Raw genomic sequence first — 19,891 nt, 5'->3', positions numbered from 1 at the left:
ATCTTGGCAGCTAACCAAGGATTAAAGATTGCAGTTATCGGTGGAGGTTCTTCGTATACCCCAGAATTAGTAGAGGGATTCATTCTTCACTATAAAGAACTTCCCGTGCGCGAATTATGGCTTGTAGATATTGAGCCTGGTCTTCGCAAGCTGAATATTGTAGGTAACTTGGCAAAACGTATGGTGGAGAAATCCGGCCTTCCGATTGAGGTTCATCTGACAACAGACCGCCGTAAAGCGATCGAAGGCGCCGACTTCGTCAGCACTCAGATGCGTGTCGGCATGCTTGATGCCCGTGCTCGTGATGAGTCGATTCCGCTCAAATATGGCGTTATTGGCCAAGAAACAACAGGTCCTGGGGGAATGATGAAAGCACTGCGCACCATCCCTGTTATTCTGGATGTATGCCGTGATATCGAGGAACTGGCTCCCAACGCATGGCTGCTCAATTTCACTAACCCTGCTGGGATGGTCACCGAAGCCGTTCTGAAATATTCTAAGGTAAAAAGTATTGGCCTGTGCAACGCACCTATCGGCCTGATCAAGCAAGTCTCTGCCAAATATAATGTAGCAGCAGACCGTGTATATGCCGAATTTGTGGGCCTCAACCACTTGCACTGGATTACTCGTATCGATGTTGAAGGTGAAGACAAGCTGGACGATATGCTTGCAGATACAACCAGCTACAGCGCTAAGAACGTACCAGCAAGAGAATGGAACCCGGAATTCCTGCAATCCCTTCATGCACTGCCCTCATACTATTTAAAATATTTCTATATGACCGATGCCATGCTCGAAGAGCAGATAGAATCCCATAAACAAGGCATTAACCGTGCTGAAGTCGTTAAACGTGTAGAAGAAGAGCTCTTCGAGCTTTATGGCAATCTAGAGCTAAGCGAGAAGCCGAAGCAGCTGGAACAGCGCGGCGGTGCTTTTTACTCAGAAGCAGCTGTTAATCTCATGAGATCGCTTCATAACGGATCAAACGACATTCAGACCCTAAATGTCGCTAACCGTGGCATATTGGACTTCCTGCCAGATGACGCCAGCATTGAGGTGAACTGCGTGGTCACCAAAAACGGCCCGTTACCTCTGCCACTGACCAAAATTCCAACCATGGCTAAAGGACTCATTCATGCTGTCAAAACCTATGAACAGCTGGCGATTGACGCCGCTGTAACCGGAGACCGCGCCCTTGCCCTTCAGGCGCTCGCACATCACCCGCTTGTTCCGTCCGTGGACGTAGCGATTCGGATGCTGGACGAAATGCTGGAAGCTAATAAAGAGTTCCTGCCGAACTTTTTTGCGAATTAATTCATACCTCCTATCGAGAAATAACTAAAAGAGACCGAACCCGTCGGTCTCTTTTTTTCTTGTTATAAATCTTAAATAATCCTCTAAATATAGTGAAGTCACAGCGAGCATTGATTCTCCCCTAACAGGAGGTTCTATACTTGGATTCAGGACGGCAGCCAGAAAAGAAAACCAAGGAGGATTATAGATTATGAGATTACTTGAAATCACACTTGTCTTATTTAATGTATTGTTGTTGGGATGGCTAACCCTAGGACGGCCCAAATCACAGCGCAGGTGGCTGATCGGCGGAGGGATTTCTGCTGCTTTACTGCTTATCCATGCATTCGTGGAAGGGTTGCGATGGCCGATGATTCCAGTGTATCTGATCACACTATGGGCAAACGTGGGCGGAACAAGACTTTTCTTCCGATCCGCAGCAAAGGCAGCAAGAAAACCGCAACGGCGTTGGAAAACACTAGTGCTGACTGGAGTTGGGGCGGTTTATGCTGCCGTTTCCATTGCTCTGCCCCTCCTGTTCCCTGTATTTTCTTTTGCGGAGCCCACAGGTCCTTACAAGATAGGAACCGTCACCTACCATTGGACCGATTCTGCACGGGAAGAAAAGTTCACGGAAACATCCGGTGACTCCCGCGAATTAATGGTGCAAATCTGGTATCCAGCAAGTTCAGAGGCTACAGGGAGCCCGGCGCCATATTTATCTGATCCTACTCCGTATATAGAAGGGCTGCATGAATTTTTACAATTGCCGGAGTTTTTATTCTCAGGATTAAAACTGGCCAACTCCCACGCTATTGCGAATGCCGGTTTGGCAGATACGGAAACTAAATATCCGGTGCTTCTTTTCTCGCATGGATTTATGGGCTACAAAAATCAGAACACCTTCCAAGTCGAGCATTTGGCAAGCCACGGCTATATTGTCGTAGGGATTGAACATGCTTATAGCAGCGTAGCTTCGGTATTTCCAGACAAGTCTTTGGTAACGTTTGATTCAGAAGGAAAAACAGGCTATGAGCAAATGAAGTATTCTTTTATGGACCGGCGTAATGAAGTCTGGGTAGAAGATGCTAAATTTGTGCTGGATCAAATGGAGGCCTTATCTGCGGACGATCCTAGTGGTCTGTTTACAGGCCGGATCGATCTTGAACATATGGGCATGTTCGGTCATTCCTTTGGGGGAGCCACAACGGTGCAGATGCTGATAGAGGATCAAAGAATTCAAGCAGGCATTGATATGGATGGGGTGCTTTACGGTGAAAAGCGGATTCCTGCAGACGGCTTGAAGAAACCTTTTCTGCTCATGAGTGCCGATGACACCTTAAAAGGAGTAGACCAAACCAGCGATGCTGAAATCGCCGCACTAGGGACGGATAGGAAAGAGATTACAGCCTACTATAATGAGCTATTCGCACGGTATGAGCCAGTAACTGCAGGCGGGAACTATTGGCTGACCTTCAAACACAGCAAGCACATGAGCTTCTCAGATCTATATCTGCTTACCCCCTTGTTTGAATGGATAGAAGATGTAGATGTGCGCGGAACACATGAGCTGATTAATGAATATACGCTGGATTTTTTTGACCATTATTTAAAAGGACAGCCCTTGCAATATTTGAATAACAACCTGGGAGACCATCCGAAGTATACACTTCAACAAGGTGCGGAATGAGAATTCTCCTGCCCAAGCTTCCATTGTAGCCCTTCCATCAGCAAGGCGTTACCTCTCACAATAACATCCCATTTGGGATTGAGGAGCAAGCATAGTTTATTAAAGCGTTCTATCCGTTCGGTAGGAGCAGTTTGCATCAAATGAGCATATTGGCGGAAAAAGGCGGCTTTATCGCGGAACTGCTCTGGACCTGCATACATCATCACAAAATCTTCAACAATTGCCTGTACAACAGCGCTGTCTGCTGATAGTTTTTGTTGCAAGGCTGCTTCCACCCGAATTCGGATATTCTCCAGCGTCCGAATCCAAACCGCAGCGGGAACGCGGGGATGCCTAACCATATTGAAAAAAGGCAGCTCAAATCGGACAAGCTCCTCCATGTACTGTGTATCGTTCATAAGTGCTTGCAGTTCGTTCCAAGCTACGGTTTGTCCGGCTGTCACTTTGACTTCATTCATAATATATTTATTGAACAAATATAAAAAGGTATCCCGCCATTCGGACGGCAATTGACCGAGCGGCTGTATTTCTTCTATTTTACTGGAGATGAACCGGGTTCGCTTATCAGCATTCATGGACAAAGAATCAACCAGCTCATTCATGTAATCCATGGAATCACCTGTTGAGACATGCTCTTGGGCTTGGCGCAGAATCGAAATCATATTGGTCAGCGTACTGACCTGGGTCTCCAAAGCTTCAATCTGCCAGTTGAGTGCTGTAGTGAGCTGGATTTCTCCAGCGATAACTTGGCGAATCTCGTCAATGCCGAAATCCAAATAACGTAACGTTGTGATCAGCCGCAGGCGGGAAATATCTTCAGGAGTATATAAACGGTGTCCGCCTTCGCTGTGGCTGGATGGTTTCAATAGATCGATATCGTCATAATAACGAACGGTTTTAATAGTTGTGCCCAGCAGCTTAGCCACCTCGCCGATGGTTTTCGTATCTTTACGCAAGTGATCACCCTTTTTGATGGAATCATACGATGTTGGAATGGATTGTACCGAAAGGAACGACAGCTTTCAATTTGCTTGTTGCTGATACTTGCTACCCAAGCAAAGATGGATAAAGCATCTTGGTAATTTGCACTTAGCCAATTCGATATCGGACACAGCTGACCTTAAAAGCGGCTTTTTCCCACTTTTAGAGTGCTATCGGACCCCACAGCAGTTGTTAGCGTGAACACCACTCAATATGATCACTTTCTACTTGAATAGCGGCGCTGGGGTCCGAAACTCTTCTCCAAAGGCTAATAAATAGCAAATAACGTCATCTGGGTCCGCATGACTCGGCCGAAGATTGCACAGAAAATGTGTTCGGATATTTATAGAAGAACCAGAGATTACTGCGAGTTGTACCGATAATGAGATCTGCTGTCCATCAGTTCACTGCTGCCAGATTTGCCAACGACCCACAACGCCAAAAAACGATCCCTGTTACTGGAGGAACGCTTTTTTATTTCTACTCCAATGGACTCCCAGCATTTCGACCATTATTATCCACTCATTTATTGCTGCGCTCTCAGCGTATTTCTTGCATTACCTGTTCAATGCCAGAGCGAATATCCGGCTCTTTTACACTGGATACATTGAGCTTTAGAATCTTCTCTTTATTAAAAGAGGGCAGATACCCGCTGTCCGCCATTTCGATGCGAATGAACTTTTTTTGCAGACGTTTGATCATCTGTTCTGTCTTTACGCTGTCACTAAGCTTCAGATACGTATGCACACCAAGCTGGCCGGTTGGATGGTAGGAATAATGCTGTGCTGTCGCTGTATCTAACTCTCTCATAATCGATTCATGGAGCAGCGCGGATCTTTTTTCGTAGCAGGAACGCATCTTTTTTCGGTGGCGCTCGAACATTCCGCTTTTCAGATACAACTCCAGGGCAGCCTGAGACAGCATAGAGCTATCTATATCCATCAGTCTTTTGAATCGGTTAAAAGAGTCACACAGGACCTCTGGCAGTACAGCGACACCGACACGCAGGCCCGGAAATATAATTTTGGAAAAGCTTTTTAAATAGATCACATGGGAAGCATCGTCATAAGCGTAGATCGGATCCTCTTTTGCATCCTGCTCCAAGTCCGCCATGTAGTCATCCTCAACGATGTATACATCGTATTTAGCTGCTAGCTGAGCAATCGCCTTCTTCTGGGGACGGGTATAGGAGACGCCAAGCGGATTATGAAATCGCGGGACGGTATAAAAGAACTTGAACTGGCCTGTCTTAAATAACCGCTCTAATTCATTCAAGTCCACCCCAGCATCCGAACGCTTTATCCCCTCTGTCTCAATGCCATACGTCTTCAGATATTCCATAAACAACGGGTAACCCGGCTGCTCAATCAGCACTCGCTGCCTGCCATTCGGAAAAAGAATTCGGGTCAATACGCCAAGCGCCTGCTGCACACCTGAGGTAATAAAAATCTGATCCGGATTGGCAAATACCTGATAAGAAGCCAGATGGCGCTGCATTTCACGAATAAGAGAAGGAAGCCCCTGCGGCGTTCCATAGATGAACAAGTCATTGCGGTACATATCAATCGCTTTATTAATACAATGTTGGAAATCCAGATACGGAAAAATATCCGGGTCGGGTGCAGACACCGTAAAATCGATCCAATGTGCACCTTCGTCTTTTCGCTGTCCGCTTCGTTTCATGACATAATAACCACTTTTTGAGGCGGCATAGATTAAATGTTTGTCCTGAAGATCCTGCAACGCGCGAATAACCGTACTTTTACTACATCCATAACGTAAGGACAACTCCCGGATAGACGGTAATTTATCCCCCTCACGATACGTATCCTCGGCGATTTGCAATTCCAGCTCGTTGATTAACTCCGAATACTTATACATCCCTTTCACCTTCCTCCAAGCTTATTCTGTACCGGTACAGATGAATAATAATTACATTGTAGCACAGCTACTCTAGCCTTAGAATAAAGAGCAGAACAGGACCGGTACCTAAATGCGCGCAACACTTTGGAGGTCTTTACTAATGAATACATCTTCTACTCAAAAAGCGATAGCAGCAGCTGTCATGAATGCTATTATTGTCGGGTTTTCCTTTATATTTGTAAAAATGGCCCTAACCGTCTCGGATCCTTTTGATACGCTAGCTCATCGCTTCACGTTATCTTTCCTTGCCGCTTCTTTATTTACTTTTCCAGGGTGGGGGCGGGTGAAGTTTGGAATATCCAAGGCAGCAGTGATAATCCCACTGGCTTTAATGTATCCAGCGTTGTATTTCACCCTTCAAGCGTATGGGCTTCTGTATACAACCTCCGCTGTAGCGGGTATTATTCAGGCCACTATGCCCATCTTCACCATCCTTTTGGCGGCGATGTTCTTGAAGGAAACCACGAGCAGCTTCCAAAAGATCTCTACATTAATCTCAGTTGCAGGCATTATTCTTATCTTTGCCATTCCAGGTTTGAGTATCTCTTCTTCTAGTCTTTGGGGCGTCTTGCTCATCCTAATCTCAGCCTTATCCCTTGCCGGTTATAATGTTGCGGCTCGGAAGCTGACACGTACCTGGAGTCCCAAAGAACTTACCTATATGATTACTTTGTTCGGATTTATATTTTTTAATGGACTGGCGATCATTAAGCATGGTTCGGCAGGAACCTTGGATCAGTATTTCACACCTTTTCAAGAGCCCAAATTTATATTCTCCATGCTCTATCTCGGCGTACTCTCCTCCCTCGTGACCTCCTTCCTCTCCAACTATGCTTTATCACGGATGGAAGCTTCACGCGTGAGCATTTTCGGCAGTCTTTCAACAGTTGTCTCTATTCTCGGTGGTGTACTTCTGCTGAATGAGCAACTGGAATGGTACCATTGGACTGGTACAGTGATGATCATCGCCGGGGTGATCGGTGTGAACTGGCGGAAGCAAGTAAGGGCCAAAGGCAAAGCGTGAAGATTGATATGCATACAAAAAAGACACCCCGCGAGGTGTCTTTTATCTTTACCCTTTTCAGTATCTCTATTCTGTATCAAGCCTCGCTAATCACCGTTATTTGGCTGTTTCAAGCTCCTTGATCTTCTCTTTATATTGGTCCAACAGATTAGCTAAAGCTTCCTTGATCACAGTCGCATCTTTGGATTTAACGGCACTATTCAGATCATCTTGAGCTTTGAAAAAAGCTTTATCCGCGTCGCTAAGATCTGGAATGGAAATAGCAATTGAAGTCGCATCTACAGCTTTAATTGAAGTAGTGATATTGCTATCTACCTGCATATCATCGACTACAGGTACTACTTCAAGGTTACGACCAGCTTCGATATATCCCGCAGGTAGAGCTTCGGTGGATAGTATTTCTTTTGATAATTGAACTCCCTCCGCCAGTTCCGCAGGCACAAGCTCGGCAAGTGCGGTTACACTAAATCCAGCAACCTTATAATACTGATCCAAGGTGTTCTTCCAGTCTTCTTGGGTATTAGGTGCGTAGGTCTTAGCCAACTCCAGGGGATCTACCCAATCAATAGTGGTTACTTTAGTGGCAATTGTTCCTTTAGAGGCAGCAGTAACCACGGCTGCGGCCGTTGTTTTCGTGTTTCCGTCTTGTGCTCCACTTGCTGCGTTCGTTGCAGACGGTGCAGCAACGGCGGACACTAGCAGGGCGGACAGCGCTAACTTTTTAAATAACATCTGTTGATTCATAAATACAACACTCCTCGTCGATTCGAATGATCTTACAAGACCAAGCTTACAAAAGGGGTGTGGCAGAACATTGGTTAATTTGTGGAAAAACGATGGCAGCCACCCCTACCCACCTCTGGATTGATATACTTGTAGGAGAATAATCTGGAGGTAACCCGAAATGAATAATCCATACCTCATTGCCGTAGTCGACGATGATGAACATATACGCAATCTTGTTGAAGCTTATTTACAAAAAGAAAATTACCACACCATCGGCCTTGGCAGCGCTGAGGAAGCATGGACCTTGTGGCAGACAAGCCCCCCGGATATGTGGGTACTCGATGTTATGCTCCCCGGCATGGATGGTTATGAGTTCTGTAAAAGGATTCGTAACGAAGCCGAAGTACCGATCATTATGATCTCCGCAAGAGATAATGAAGTGGATAAAATATTAGGATTGGAGCTTGGCAGTGACGATTATCTAGTCAAGCCGTTCAGTCCTCGTGAGTTAGTCGCCCGGATCAAACGTCAGCTTCAACGCTGGTACAAAATGAGTAATCAGGCCGAAAAATTGAACAGTCAGGCCACTTCCACCCGTCTTGAAATTGACCAGCTTCTACTATTGCCGGAAGAAAGACGTGTATTCTGGTGTGGTGAAGAGGTGGACTTGACCAGCAAGGAATTCACCATGCTAAAAGTATTCGCGGATGCCCCTAACCGGGCATTTACAAGAGATGAGCTGCTGAGCTATGTGTGGGGAGACGACTATTTTGGAAGTGATCGCGCCGTGGATCATCTAATTAAACGGATGCGCAAAAAACTGGAGCATTTGCCCATTGAGGCAGTATGGGGACACGGATACCGCATGAGAACAGATGGGGGTGAGCATACGAATGAAACTAGCACATCAGATTAATTTAGCCTTTAGTATTGCATTGGTATTGCTACTATCTATTACTGCTGTCGTGATCCATTTTGTACTGCTCAACCATTTTGTCGGAACACAAAAAGAGGATTTAAGAACCATTGGTGCGGCGATGTCAGCTACATTGACTGAAGAAAGTAAATACATCGGGGAGATTGGCACTCAGCTGGAAGCTCTGCCCGTGACCATACCTTCTCTAAGCACTGCAGGCGTCGAAGCCATTCTTAGCGATGAAACAGGAAAAGTCTTGTCCACATCATCAGAGATGAGTTCAATTGCAATAAACTACGATGCCAAGAGTGTCACAGGCCAAGCCACTGAGCTCCAGAACATTTGGAATGGAACAGATACACGGTATATTACTGAAGTGAAGGCTACACCTATAGGCACGCTAACTTTACTAACCCCTATGAGCGCAGTCACTGCTATTGAACAAGCTTTGCTCAAAAGACTGCTGATCGTTTTCAGTGCAGCGGGAGCATTTATGTTCCTATTTGGCCTATTTATCACCAAGAAGCTGATTCAACCTCTAATGAGGCTGCAACAAGAACTCCGCAAAGTCAAAGAACGCCGCTTCTCAGATGTTAAATTAATTAAAGCTGGTGGAGAGCTTGGATCCGTCGCTCAATCGGTATATGACATGGCAGATGAATTAAATCGTTTCAACCATGTGCAGAAACAATTTTTCCAGAATGCGTCTCATGAATTAAAAACCCCCTTAATGTCCATTTCCGGCTACGCTGAAGGGATTAAGGATGGTGTTTTTGAAGGTGAGAATGTAGTAAAAGGGCTAGACATTATCATGAGCGAAAGCAGCCGCTTGAAGAAGCTCGTGTCCGAAATGACTTTACTTGCGAAGCTGGACAGCGAGGAAGATATATTCAAGCCTACGGAAATTTGTTTAAAAGATCTACTGACAGAAACCATCGAAAGAATGAACCCTCTATTAATGAAAAAAGAATTAACCCTCCATATCTCCCACGATCATCAAGATTCTCTTACGATCCTCGCGGATAGGGATAAGCTGCTACAGGCGCTTCTTAATGTAGTATCCAATGCAACACGTTACGCTAACCAACATATCTATATCCATGTTTCGGTCAAGGAGGGCCGGGCCCTGTTATCCGTTAGTGACGATGGCCCTGGAATTTCTGACGATCTGCTTCCCTATCTCTTCCATCGGTTCGTAAAAGGAAAAGACGGAGAATCCGGACTTGGACTGGCTATTTCCCGCGCAATCATCGAGCGTTGTGGAGGTCAGATCAGCGCAGGCAACCGAAGAAATGGCGGTGCGGTCATCTCGATGGGGTTTCCCTTATAATTATTCGTAAGAGGCTGTCTCAAAAGTAGTGAACTCTACTTGGGGGCAGCTTCTTTTTTATGGAATGGAATTGAAAAGAAAAGTAATGGATTTTACTGTGCCATATGACACCACGCGTAGTGTTCTATGATATTGGGTTGGGCGGTTGGGCGGTGGGCGATAGGCGGTGGGGCGGTGAGCGGCGGTGAGCGTAGGCGGTGGGCGTAGGCGTGGGTGTAGGCGGTGGGTGTAGGCGGTGGGCGTAGGCAGTGGCCGGTGGGCGTAGGCAGTGGCCGGTGGGCGTAGGCAGTGGCCGGTGGGCGACTTGCTAGGTGTGATTTTCGTACGGCTTGCGGTAGGGTTTAAACTAATTAGGGAAAAACTCCCTGAAAATAGCCGGTATTCGCTCTAAATGAACGAAATCAGGGAATTCCTCCCTAATAATTAGGGGGATTTCTTAATTAGTTACTAAATCGGCCGAAAATCAGGTAAGTTTTCCCTAATTATAAGTCTGATGAACAGAAATCTCTGAATTTCAGGGAGAAATTCCCTAATTACTCTATAAATATTTCACTTATTGCATCACTTGCAGCATCACTTGGTGCGACACATGAATCATCAATTGCTCATCACTTGGTGCGCCGCTTAATTCAATCGCTCAACATCTACATAAGAGCCGGAATAGGCCTCATCAGCTGCTGAAACATTCATCATCCCCCTCTATATTCATCTTGGGAAATGATGCCGTTTCTACTTCATGGTAAATATAGCTACTATTTTGGGTAATATATAGTCGAAGTAACAATTACACCTTACCTCGAATAAGAGTTAGATACTACATTTTTTCACAAAAAGGAGATCACAACATGAGCAGACTTGCAGGAAAAGTAGCTATTATTACTGGTGGAGCAGGCGGCATTGGTAAAGGGATGGCCCTGGCTTTTGTTAAAGAAGGCGCTAAGGTAGCTATTATTGACCTCAATGAAGAAACCGGCAAAGAAACAATTAAAGAATTACAAGAATATCAACCTGAATCTATCTTTATTCAAGCGAACCTCAAGGAACACGATAAAATAGCTCACCTTGTTAAACAAGTAGCTGATAAATTCGGAAAAATAGATATTTTAGTAAACAATGCCCACGCATCCAGAATGAAATCTATCGAAGAAACTACACAGGCTGATTTCGATTTATCTTTTGATACAGGCTTCTATCCAACCTTCTATTTCATGCAAGCAGCACTACCCTATTTAAAAGAAACTCAAGGTAAAATTATTAACTTTGCATCGGGCGCCGGTCTCAACGGTGACACCAATCAAGGAACATATGCTGCTGCAAAAGAAGCTATCCGTGGAATTACCCGGGTAGCCGCTAATGAATTTGGTCCATTTGGAATCAACGTAAACATCATTGCTCCAATTGCTAATTCCCCTGGCATGATTGAATGGGCAGAAGCAAATCCTGAGTATTACCAAAACATGATTTCAAAAATTCCTTTGAGAAGATTGGGTGAACTGGAAAGTGATATTGGTCGTGTTGCGGTATTCCTAGCGAGTGAAGATTCCGATTATATTACGGGCCAGACTATCATGGTAGATGGCGGATCTATTAAGCTTCGTTAATTTCAAGCAGATTCTCGTAGACCTTAAAATGAATAAATTTGATGCTAAATAAATAAGCCGGAAGTGAACATCGTAAAATGTTCGCTTCCGGCTTTACTACTTTCTATTTAATCGTGATTTCGTCCACATATACGGTAGCACTACCCACCGGATCGGTTGCTGTGGTCATGACTTGTACGCCAATCGCTTGGGTCAAATTACGATCCGCTACCTTGCTGATATCCAATGTTATTGTAGTAAATCCATTGGTATCTACTGGTGCAGCCGTAGAAGCAGTCCATGTTCCCCAGCTTGAGCCACTTTGGGTAAACAGCTGAGCCATTACACCGCTAACATCGCTTGCTTCAATAGGTACAACCTTGATTTTAAGCGTAATTGTTGATGCATTCGCTAAGTTGGTAACCACCATACGACGCAGCTGGAATTGCCCTCCATTCAATGTTAAGTCCGCTTGCATCGAATGAGTTCCCTCAGCATACACAGCATTGCTCACAGATAGATTCTGAGCCAGTGCTGTATTATATTTATTATTTTCATCCACATTGATGCTGAAGCCTTGCAGTGTATTGTCCTCGAAGCCATAGACGACAGCTTCAGGTGCGGTACCATTCTTCAGGGTCCGAACATCATCCAGATACAGCGTAGAAGTTCCCGTACCGCTGAATCCCTCGAGCTTGATACCTATGGCTTTTACACTATTAAGATCAGCAATACCTGCCAAGTTGAGCGAAACCGTAGTAAATCCACTCGAATCTACTTTCACAGCTCCACTGTCAGCCCAAGCCCAGGTTGATCCCGTCTTAATATACAAACGTGCATCCGCTGTTCCGTTCGACAGTTTAATTTGTGCGCTTAATTTATCTACCGCGCTCAGATCCAGACTGCCATTTTTGCTGAGCTCAAAAGCTCCACCTGAATCGAGTGAGAACAAGGAGCTTAACGAATGAGTTCCTTCAGCAGCCTCATCAGTCGAGATCACTGCCGCGCTTGCACTGGCATTATTTTGCTCTACTGTCCAGTCCTGAGTATCTTTTTCGAAGCCATACAACAGCTTCGCCTGTTCTGGCGTGCTGCCAGGACCTTCGCCCCCGTTAGGGACGCCACCCGTTCCATCATTAAACGCTGTAATATCGTCAAAGTACAGCGTACCAGACGTACTTGCTACTGTGTCCTTTTTATTTACGTAGATAGACACTGCCCGAATGTCCTTAAGGTTCTCTTTAGTGATTACTTTACCAGCATTTCCTGTATCCCATGGCGCTGGAGCGAACTGGCTGAATGGAATTTCCACCATGCCAGGTGTCGTACCTGCCAGTGAAGGATAAGCTTCAAAAGAGATGCCGCTTGCATTGACCTGAATAACAAGCTTGTGGTCACTGCCATCAGGTGCAATCCAGAGCTTCAATTTGTTGGCGTCCGACCAGTCGGCATTATTCATGTTTTTGGTACGACCTGTATAACCTTGACCATCCACATTATAATCGAACCTCAGGCCATACTTGCCATCATTTTTATGGTCCGCATCAAGTGAGATCGTATTTAGATCGCCCGCAGGACTTAATGCCGCACGAAGTAATTCATCATTCCCTTTGTAATTCTCAAAAGTATCTACAACCAATGGATCCCCATTGCCCTGCACGTCACTTACAAAGATTTGGATCGTTTGTGAAAGTACAGAACCATCCTTTGCATAGGACTTAACAGTAAGCATCACGCCAGATTCGTCGAAGGCTACACCTGGCGTCCAATCTGCCAAGTAATAGAAACCTTCTGCGTCAGCTGCCATGCTGTACTCTGTTGTGTCATCCCCAATCAGGTAGGTTACTTTATCCACGTCTTGATTTAACACACGAACACGAAGGGTCGATGCTTTTGTCGTGGGCACTGTTTGGTTTGCCGTTGGTGAGGCAATGTGTAAAAAAGGTTGCTCGGCTTCTGTAGTTACCTGTTTCGAATAAGCATCCGCAACAGCCACCTCATGGCTGAAGCTTGTATACGGATCATTATAATAGTCCACAAAATCAGGGAGCAGTTCATGATCCCCTAGTCCGTTTGGAGCATTTCTATAAGGGACAAAGATAGAATCTGTATTGAAATTCGCCCAAGTCTGCATGTACGCCATCCGTTTAGCATCCGGATCAGACTGCAGCGCAGCGATTAGCTTGGTAAAGAACTTCGTTCCAGTTGGCTTCACACCCGAATAACCGAACTCAGTAAATGCTGCAATTTTTCCCTTATCATCCGCCAGCTTCGAAATCAGCTTAGCATCCTTCACAACTGAATCAAACCAACCCTCAGTGGTTCCGTCATAATAATTATCGAAGCCCAGGATATCAACATAGTCATCTCCCGGATACGTCTCAAGGAAGGTCGCATCTGTGCCGTTAAATGGACTTCCCGGTGAGAATGCATATAAGAAGTTATGCACATCTTTTTTGTCCCTTAAGTATTCAACGGTATAACGATAGATTTCAGCATACTGCTCCTTCGTACGGTAAGGCGCACCCCACCAGAACCAGCCACCATTTTGCTCGTGGAATGGACGGAAAATGACTGGAATAGCTTTACCATCATCATCTTTTAAGTTATTCGCAAAGTCCGCAATCATATCCAGGAATGCATTAAATTCTGCATGCTTGTCACCGCCGGGTAATATATGCGTAAGCACATTTCCTTTGGTGTCATAAAAGTCCTTTCCTGTGACGAAGTTCGGCATATGCGAGCTTAATGTAAGCACGCCGCCTTTTTCATAAGCAGACTTCATCACGCCGATTAATTTATCACGATTCTCCAGCTTGGTTGCGCCTAAATCTCCCGGTTTCTCAAAACCTTCAAGACTAAGTGTATCCCAGCCGAACAGCCCCGGAAGGTCGCCTACTGCATTCTCGACCTCAGACTGCGTTCCGTCCTTTTCAGTAATAGAAAGTCCTTCTGTAGTAGCATGCTGATGTCCAAACAAGATCTCACTGCCGCGGATATCCTGTAAGTAGGCGAATAGTGATTTAGTCTCACTACTTGCATCAACATCCGCTAAATTCTCGATACGTCCCACAGGACCCGTCGGTTCGGTCGGTGTCGGTGTTGCTGTTGCTGTTGGTGTTGCCGTTGGTGTCGGTGTTTCCGTTGCTGTTGGTGTTGCTGTCGCTGTAGGTGCCGTGGTTGGATTAGTCGGACCTGCCGGCGTTGTTGATGAGCCTGATGCCGAGGTAGGCGCTGGGGTAGCCGTTGCTACAGGACCTTGATTGCTGCCTTTGATAATGACAATTGTGCCAGGAGCAATGGGCTTACCGTTCAACGTTACTCCTGTTGCTTTAACGTCCGCTTTTGCAATGTCGCCCTGACCAGAAATGGTGGTTCCAGTCGCTTTATCAGCAACGTTTAGATTTGCAATCGATGCGCCTTCACCTAGGATCAGTCCCACAGTTCTATTTAGAATTCCCGTGGTGATCATCGTCCCAATTCCAAACTCCAGCCTTGCTAGACTATCTACCGTTAGCTGAGAGATTTGGGTTGTACCACTCGTGAGGACACGAACCTCACCCTCTTTACGATTTATATTTACTTTGCCTAATGAGCTATTCTTAATAAGAATGGAGTTTACCCCGCCACCTGCAATAAATGTGGTGCCCGTAACCTTAATGCCCTCAAGGGTCACTTCGCCGTTACCGATCCCAGCGGTTAGATACAGGTTTCCGTTTATCGTTGCATTTTTTAACACAACACCATCCTGATTAACGACTACATTTCCAGAAACTATTCCTCCTTCAAAGCTCCCAGATTGCGAGTAATAACTCTTCACTATTTTATTAATTAACGTTATAACTTCGGCACGGGTGATCCTTCCAAGCGGCTTAAAGGTTCCATCCTCATACCCTGTGATCAATCCTGAGAGCGCATCAACTGCATCCTTAGCATAAGCTTGAATCTGAGAGGAATCATTAAATCCACTCAATGATGAAGCGCTTTCAGTAGCTTGAAGAGTAAATATCCGAGCCAACATCGTCACCGCATCCTGACGCGTTATATAATCAGTAGCTTGTGCTTTATTCTCTGAGTATCCTTCATAATACCCAGCATATCGTGCCAACGAAAGCTGATCTGCATACCAATCGGCCGCTTTTACATCGGAAAAAGATTGATCTGACTTCATATAGAAACCGAATACCTTATTCAAGATCGTAGCAAACTCAGCTCTTGTAATTCCTTCATTGGGATGAAAAGAACCATCCTGATACCCGTTTAAAACGCCATTTTCTACCCACTTCGCAATATTTTGTTGTGCCCAGTGACCCTGTGTATCACCGAATCCAACAGTGGATGGTGCTGCTGCTGCAGAAATTACAGATGGGAAAGGAGACATTATCATTGCACAGGCAAGTATACTCCCCAGCCACTTTTTCGCTTTTTTCATTCCTAATTCTCCTTCGAAAATGAATGGATTTGATAATAAGAATAGCCAACCAGCTGTTATGAACCCAATAACTATCTGTCCTTATAGAAGACAATTACAGACCTACTCGCTAACTATTCACCTCCACATCTCCAACTTTGTTATTGATAACAAACGCTAACAAAAACTTCTTATTTCGTTACACATTCCGGTATATGCAAGATTATAGCGGTTACATTGGCATAAAACAATCAAAATATCGCCTTTTGTTATAATTATTTTATCTTTTACGTTAGCATATATGTTAGTTATTTCGAAAATAAATAACAAAATTCAATACAATATAACAAAAATAGACACCCCTTAGGAGTGCCTCCCAATGATCATATAGATGAAATCCAATTCATTTATCATTTTTTTATTGGTGGCATGGAAATACAGATGTACCTTCCCGCACCTCTTTCGTCAGATCGTCCATAGTGACAAGATTACGTGTAGTTCCGAGAACGATAATGACATAATACGATTGCCCACGTGAATCCTCCAGCACTACCTGATAACCCGACCCTCCAAATAAGGGTTTGCAAACCGTTGCAACTCTCAGCGACGCACTTTCCGTGTACTCTTTGCGCACATAATCCATCCCAGGACTTCCTGCTGCCCGCTTGTTCTGACGCTCCGAATTTCCGTGAATTACCGCTATTATTACCGCTCCAATAATTATGATAATAAGGATTAGATAACCCAATTGGTTTTTTCTCATCTTTCCTTCCTCCTTATTACATAGAGTACAATTGGCACAGCGCGGGGCGATTAGCAATAATCTCGTTTCTGTAGGCACCCTATCCCGCGATTAAGTGCCGAAGCCAATAGCTATATGCAAAATTTTACCACTACAGTACTTCAAAAGCTTACCCTATATAAAAACAAAAGGCACCCCCAAGGGTGCCTTCATTATCACTGCATATTAGTTGTGCTAGTTATTTATAAGACTCTGCCAGCGAGTTCGCTACCACTATCGCATTGTACACATCTTCCGGAGTAACCGGGAACGGCATATTGCCCATTGTGTCTCCTTCTGCACAAGCAGCTTCAGCAACTTGGCGCCATTCGGATTCGATAAATTCCGTACACCCCAGATCGGCGAGGGTTAGCGGAAGATCTACATCCTTGATAAGCTTAATGACAGTTTCCAGCTCCTCATTTGAGGCATTTTCCAGTACTAGCTGGGCTAAAAGACCAAACGTAACCTTTTCACCATGCTGAGCTTTGTGTAGTGAAGGAACGGCTGTCATCCCATTATGGATAGCATGTGCGGCAGCCAGACCACCAGATTCAGCACCCACACCACTTAGATAAATTGTCGCTTCAATGGTTTCCTCCACCGCGCGTGTATAGAGTTTCTGATCGACCGCACGTTTAGCTTTTACCGCATTCTTAAGTAGAGCTTCATAACAAAGTCTTGATATACCTAGACCCGTTGTAGAAGGTTTCATGAGTACGAGATTGTCACCATTAGAGGCATAACAAGCACGGGCTTCAAAATAAGTAGCCAGTGCATCGCCAATTCCAGCTGCGAAAAAACGGGAAGGCGCTGAAGCTAAAATCGCTGTATCAGCCAAGACTACATCCGGATTACTTGGGAGGAATAAGTATTGATCAAATGAACCATCTTTATTATAAATGACAGCCAGCGCTGTACATGGTGCATCAGTAGATGCGATCGTCGGAAAAATAACTACAGGCAGCTTCTCATAATAAGCAGTAGCTTTGGCGGTGTCCAGTGTTTTACCTCCGCCGATACCCACGATGATATTCGCCCCAGCTTTACGGGCAAGTTCCCGATTACGATTAATCTCTTCCTGAGTACATTCAAAATTGAATTTTTCAAAAGTAGCCTTATTGCCCGCACCTTCGATGGAACTTCCCGCCTCTTTTTTAGCACGTTCCAAAATGAACTCATCACAGATCACATAGGCATGATCGCCAAACGCCTTAATATACTCATTCAGATCTGAAAGTAAGTTATGGCCGGAGATAAATTTCTTTGGTGAAGTAACGGATCTAACGAAATGTGACATTGTGCAAGACTCCTTGTTGTGTGTTTTAGTAAGCATAAAGACGCAATTCCTACATATTATTACCCCGCTACCCAAGAAATACTCAAGCTGCATTCTCCAGAGGCACTCATCAGAGCATGCAAAAAAGACACCCCTCAGGGTGTCCTTTGATTTTTTATATCTATTATATAACACGATGCTGAACCCATTTCTTGCCCATAAATCGCCGCAGGAAAATCAAACCTCTGATCCCCCACTCACAGTTCATCGCCAGCCAAACGCCGAGTATACCAAAGTTCAGAACAATACCTAAGATGTATCCGAGCACTACACGGAACAGCCACATCGTAAGCATCGAAACCATGGAGGTAAACTTGGAATCCCCTGCCGCTCTAAGCGCCGAAGGTGTAATAAAGCTTATGGACCATAACGGAATTTGCGCAATCGTATTGATGAGCACAATCAGGAAGATATCTCCCACAATCTCAGCAGGAGGATGGAACATCGACACTAATGGATTGAAAAAAGGCATAATCAGCAAACCCATCACCACCAGAGAAAGAGAAGAGGTGACAAGGAAGGATTTAATGAATTTTCGAGCATCCTTAACATTATTACTTCCCATACATTGTCCAACCACTGTAATAATCGTCAAGGACAACGCATTCCCGGGGATTTGCATAATCCCTGCAAAGGAGGAGGCAATCGCATTAGTCGCAAGTGCATACGTACCCAGACTAACGATAAAGATCTGAGTCAGAATTTTACCACCATTAAAGAACATCTGCTCCGCCGCAAACGGCATCCCGATGAACATTATTTTTTTCAGCATAGACAGCTTAACCACTACAAGATCGCGAATACGGATATGCAGATCGTTGTCCAATCGGAATAGATAATAAAGTGCGCAGAACGCCCCCAGGTATCTAGCTATATTTATAGAAATAGTCATCCCCAGAACACCCATATGCAACAGGTTAATAAAGACGAGATTCAATAAGACATAAGTTAAATTCATAATTAGCGAAAGTACAAGCGAGGCCCTCGTTCTACCAATTCCACGAAGAGCACCACATACCGCTTCCACAACAGCTATACCAAGATAAGAGATACAGCTCCCAATCAAATATATTCGGGCGTTCTCCATAACCTCTGGTGAGGCCGCTCCAAATAGTAAATTCAACAGCGGATTGTGAAAAAGAATTCCGAACATCCCAATAGCAAATGCCATCAGCGAAACAGATGACGTAGCACCTGCCGTAGCTTTTGACACCATGAGGTCATTGCCGCTCCCTTTATACTGCGCAACAACAACCGTCCCACCTGTTGAGACGGCAATAAACACACTAATGAGAAAAATATTAAGAGAATCTATCATATTGACCGCACTGATAGCTGCCACACCAGACGAGCTTATCATAGCTGTATTCACTAGATTAAGACCCACCACAAAGGCCTGATCCACTAGGATAGGGATGAATAAAGCAATCATCTGACGATAATCTATCGATTCACCAGAGAAATACTTTTCCAGAAACCGCACACTTTGCTTCGTATTTACACCTACATTAGGCTCCATCTTTGCTTCACTTCTTTTACATAGAGTTTGTCAAATTGAATTATGCGTATAAATAGAAAAAGGCTCTTCAGGTTGAAGAGCGATTCAAAAGTATTGCCTGTTTATATGCACTTAGGTATGCGGTCGAGAGGACTCGAACCTCCACGGGGGTTAGCCCACACGGACCTGAACCGTGCGCGTCTGCCAATTCCGCCACGACCGCACAAAATATTAAAAAATACAGTGCAGAATATAAGTTAACATGATTTCACAGAAAGAGCAACAACAAATTTAACAAGTAAAAGCGCCATCGGCGTCCTTGTAAGGACAGTAAGCGTTTAAGGGAAGACTATAAGAGTATTGGTGCCACTTATACTTTCTTATATTTAAAAAAAGTGT

At 44.8% G+C, this 19,891-nt stretch carries 13 protein-coding genes and 1 tRNA gene; 6 read left to right on the top strand and 8 right to left on the bottom strand.

Annotation, left to right across the window (positions count from 1 at the left end; all coding sequences use genetic code 11):
- Positions 1 to 3: 3 nt before the first annotated feature.
- Both NSQ50_RS01275 and NSQ50_RS01270 read left to right on the top strand, forming a co-directional pair.
- Positions 4 to 1,314, top strand: coding sequence for a 6-phospho-beta-glucosidase (locus NSQ50_RS01275; RefSeq protein ID WP_036687220.1), 1,311 nt, complete (start codon positions 4 to 6; stop codon positions 1,312 to 1,314).
- Between the two features lie 190 nt (positions 1,315 to 1,504).
- Positions 1,505 to 2,983, top strand: coding sequence for an alpha/beta hydrolase (locus NSQ50_RS01270; protein WP_076224501.1), 1,479 nt, complete (start codon positions 1,505 to 1,507; stop codon positions 2,981 to 2,983).
- Here the strand turns inward: NSQ50_RS01270 and NSQ50_RS01265 are convergent.
- Both NSQ50_RS01265 and NSQ50_RS01260 read right to left on the bottom strand, forming a co-directional pair.
- Positions 2,965 to 3,939 carry a MerR family transcriptional regulator gene (locus tag NSQ50_RS01265; RefSeq protein ID WP_256717074.1) on the bottom strand — a complete coding sequence of 325 codons (975 nt, stop codon included), beginning with the start codon at positions 3,937 to 3,939 and terminating at the stop codon, positions 2,965 to 2,967. The genes NSQ50_RS01270 and NSQ50_RS01265 overlap by 19 nt on opposite strands.
- Positions 3,940 to 4,504: 565 nt before the next feature.
- Entirely contained in the window at positions 4,505 to 5,845 is a 1,341-nt protein-coding gene (locus NSQ50_RS01260) for an aminotransferase-like domain-containing protein (protein WP_076224495.1), read from the bottom strand.
- A 142-nt stretch (positions 5,846 to 5,987) separates the two neighbouring features.
- On the opposite strand from NSQ50_RS01260, the gene NSQ50_RS01255 reads away from it, so the two are divergent.
- Positions 5,988 to 6,911 (top strand): DMT family transporter, encoded by a 924-nt coding sequence (locus NSQ50_RS01255; RefSeq protein ID WP_076224493.1) that lies wholly within the window; start codon positions 5,988 to 5,990, stop codon positions 6,909 to 6,911.
- A 96-nt stretch (positions 6,912 to 7,007) separates the two neighbouring features.
- Here the strand turns inward: NSQ50_RS01255 and NSQ50_RS01250 are convergent, their stop codons facing one another.
- The gene (locus NSQ50_RS01250) at positions 7,008 to 7,655 is read right to left on the bottom strand and encodes a hypothetical protein (protein WP_076224491.1); all 648 of its coding nucleotides are present in this window, start codon (positions 7,653 to 7,655) and stop codon (positions 7,008 to 7,010) included.
- Positions 7,656 to 7,815: 160 nt separating this feature from the next.
- Here NSQ50_RS01250 and NSQ50_RS01245 point away from each other — a divergent pair, with 160 nt between their 5' ends.
- The 3 genes from NSQ50_RS01245 to NSQ50_RS01235 all read left to right on the top strand — a co-directional run bounded on the left by NSQ50_RS01245 (position 7,816) and on the right by NSQ50_RS01235 (position 11,484).
- Positions 7,816 to 8,553 carry a response regulator transcription factor gene (locus NSQ50_RS01245; protein ID WP_036687211.1) on the top strand — a complete coding sequence of 246 codons (738 nt, stop codon included), beginning with the start codon at positions 7,816 to 7,818 and terminating at the stop codon, positions 8,551 to 8,553.
- Positions 8,531 to 9,883 carry a sensor histidine kinase gene (locus tag NSQ50_RS01240; protein WP_036687209.1) on the top strand — a complete coding sequence of 451 codons (1,353 nt, stop codon included), beginning with the start codon at positions 8,531 to 8,533 and terminating at the stop codon, positions 9,881 to 9,883. The genes NSQ50_RS01245 and NSQ50_RS01240 overlap by 23 nt, the downstream gene beginning before the upstream one ends.
- A gap of 845 nt (positions 9,884 to 10,728) precedes the next feature.
- A complete protein-coding gene (locus NSQ50_RS01235) occupies positions 10,729 to 11,484 on the top strand; it encodes an SDR family NAD(P)-dependent oxidoreductase (protein ID WP_038568170.1) in 756 nt (251 codons plus the stop codon).
- A 103-nt stretch (positions 11,485 to 11,587) separates the two neighbouring features.
- Here NSQ50_RS01235 and NSQ50_RS01230 read toward each other — a convergent pair whose 3' ends face one another.
- The 5 genes from NSQ50_RS01230 to NSQ50_RS01210 all read right to left on the bottom strand — a co-directional run bounded on the left by NSQ50_RS01230 (position 11,588) and on the right by NSQ50_RS01210 (position 19,715).
- Positions 11,588 to 15,895 (bottom strand): glycosyl hydrolase, encoded by a 4,308-nt coding sequence (locus NSQ50_RS01230; protein ID WP_081386951.1) that lies wholly within the window; start codon positions 15,893 to 15,895, stop codon positions 11,588 to 11,590.
- A gap of 397 nt (positions 15,896 to 16,292) precedes the next feature.
- Positions 16,293 to 16,637, bottom strand: a complete 345-nt coding sequence (locus tag NSQ50_RS01225) for a hypothetical protein (RefSeq protein WP_076147676.1) — start codon at positions 16,635 to 16,637, stop codon at positions 16,293 to 16,295.
- Between the two features lie 217 nt (positions 16,638 to 16,854).
- Entirely contained in the window at positions 16,855 to 17,955 is a 1,101-nt protein-coding gene (locus tag NSQ50_RS01220; RefSeq protein WP_076147678.1) for a glycerol dehydrogenase, read from the bottom strand.
- 163 nt (positions 17,956 to 18,118) lie between these two features.
- Positions 18,119 to 19,513: an MATE family efflux transporter gene (locus tag NSQ50_RS01215; protein WP_036687203.1), complete on the bottom strand. Its 1,395-nt coding sequence runs from the start codon at positions 19,511 to 19,513 to the stop codon at positions 18,119 to 18,121.
- 118 nt (positions 19,514 to 19,631) lie between these two features.
- A tRNA-Leu gene (locus NSQ50_RS01210) sits at positions 19,632 to 19,715 on the bottom strand.
- Positions 19,716 to 19,891: the final 176 nt, after the last annotated feature.

Source organism: Paenibacillus sp. FSL R10-2788, assembly GCF_038003885.1.
Classification (GTDB): Bacteria; Bacillota; Bacilli; order Paenibacillales; family Paenibacillaceae; genus Paenibacillus_AQ; species Paenibacillus_AQ odorifer.
Note: the sequence above shows the minus strand (reverse complement) of the source record. Positions and strands in the feature narration are given on the sequence as shown.

Coding starts and splice junctions, on each gene's coding strand:
- NSQ50_RS01260 (WP_076224495.1), bottom strand. CDS start 5,845: ATGTATAAGTATTCGGAGTTAATCAACGAGCTGGAATTGCAAATCGCC.
- NSQ50_RS01215 (WP_036687203.1), bottom strand. CDS start 19,513: ATGGAGCCTAATGTAGGTGTAAATACGAAGCAAAGTGTGCGGTTTCTG.
- NSQ50_RS01245 (WP_036687211.1), top strand. CDS start 7,816: ATGAATAATCCATACCTCATTGCCGTAGTCGACGATGATGAACATATA.
- NSQ50_RS01225 (WP_076147676.1), bottom strand. CDS start 16,637: ATGAGAAAAAACCAATTGGGTTATCTAATCCTTATTATCATAATTATT.
- NSQ50_RS01220 (WP_076147678.1), bottom strand. CDS start 17,955: ATGTCACATTTCGTTAGATCCGTTACTTCACCAAAGAAATTTATCTCC.
- NSQ50_RS01230 (WP_081386951.1), bottom strand. CDS start 15,895: ATGAAAAAAGCGAAAAAGTGGCTGGGGAGTATACTTGCCTGTGCAATG.
- NSQ50_RS01235 (WP_038568170.1), top strand. CDS start 10,729: ATGAGCAGACTTGCAGGAAAAGTAGCTATTATTACTGGTGGAGCAGGC.
- NSQ50_RS01240 (WP_036687209.1), top strand. CDS start 8,531: ATGAAACTAGCACATCAGATTAATTTAGCCTTTAGTATTGCATTGGTA.
- NSQ50_RS01255 (WP_076224493.1), top strand. CDS start 5,988: ATGAATACATCTTCTACTCAAAAAGCGATAGCAGCAGCTGTCATGAAT.
- NSQ50_RS01250 (WP_076224491.1), bottom strand. CDS start 7,655: ATGAATCAACAGATGTTATTTAAAAAGTTAGCGCTGTCCGCCCTGCTA.
- NSQ50_RS01270 (WP_076224501.1), top strand. CDS start 1,505: ATGAGATTACTTGAAATCACACTTGTCTTATTTAATGTATTGTTGTTG.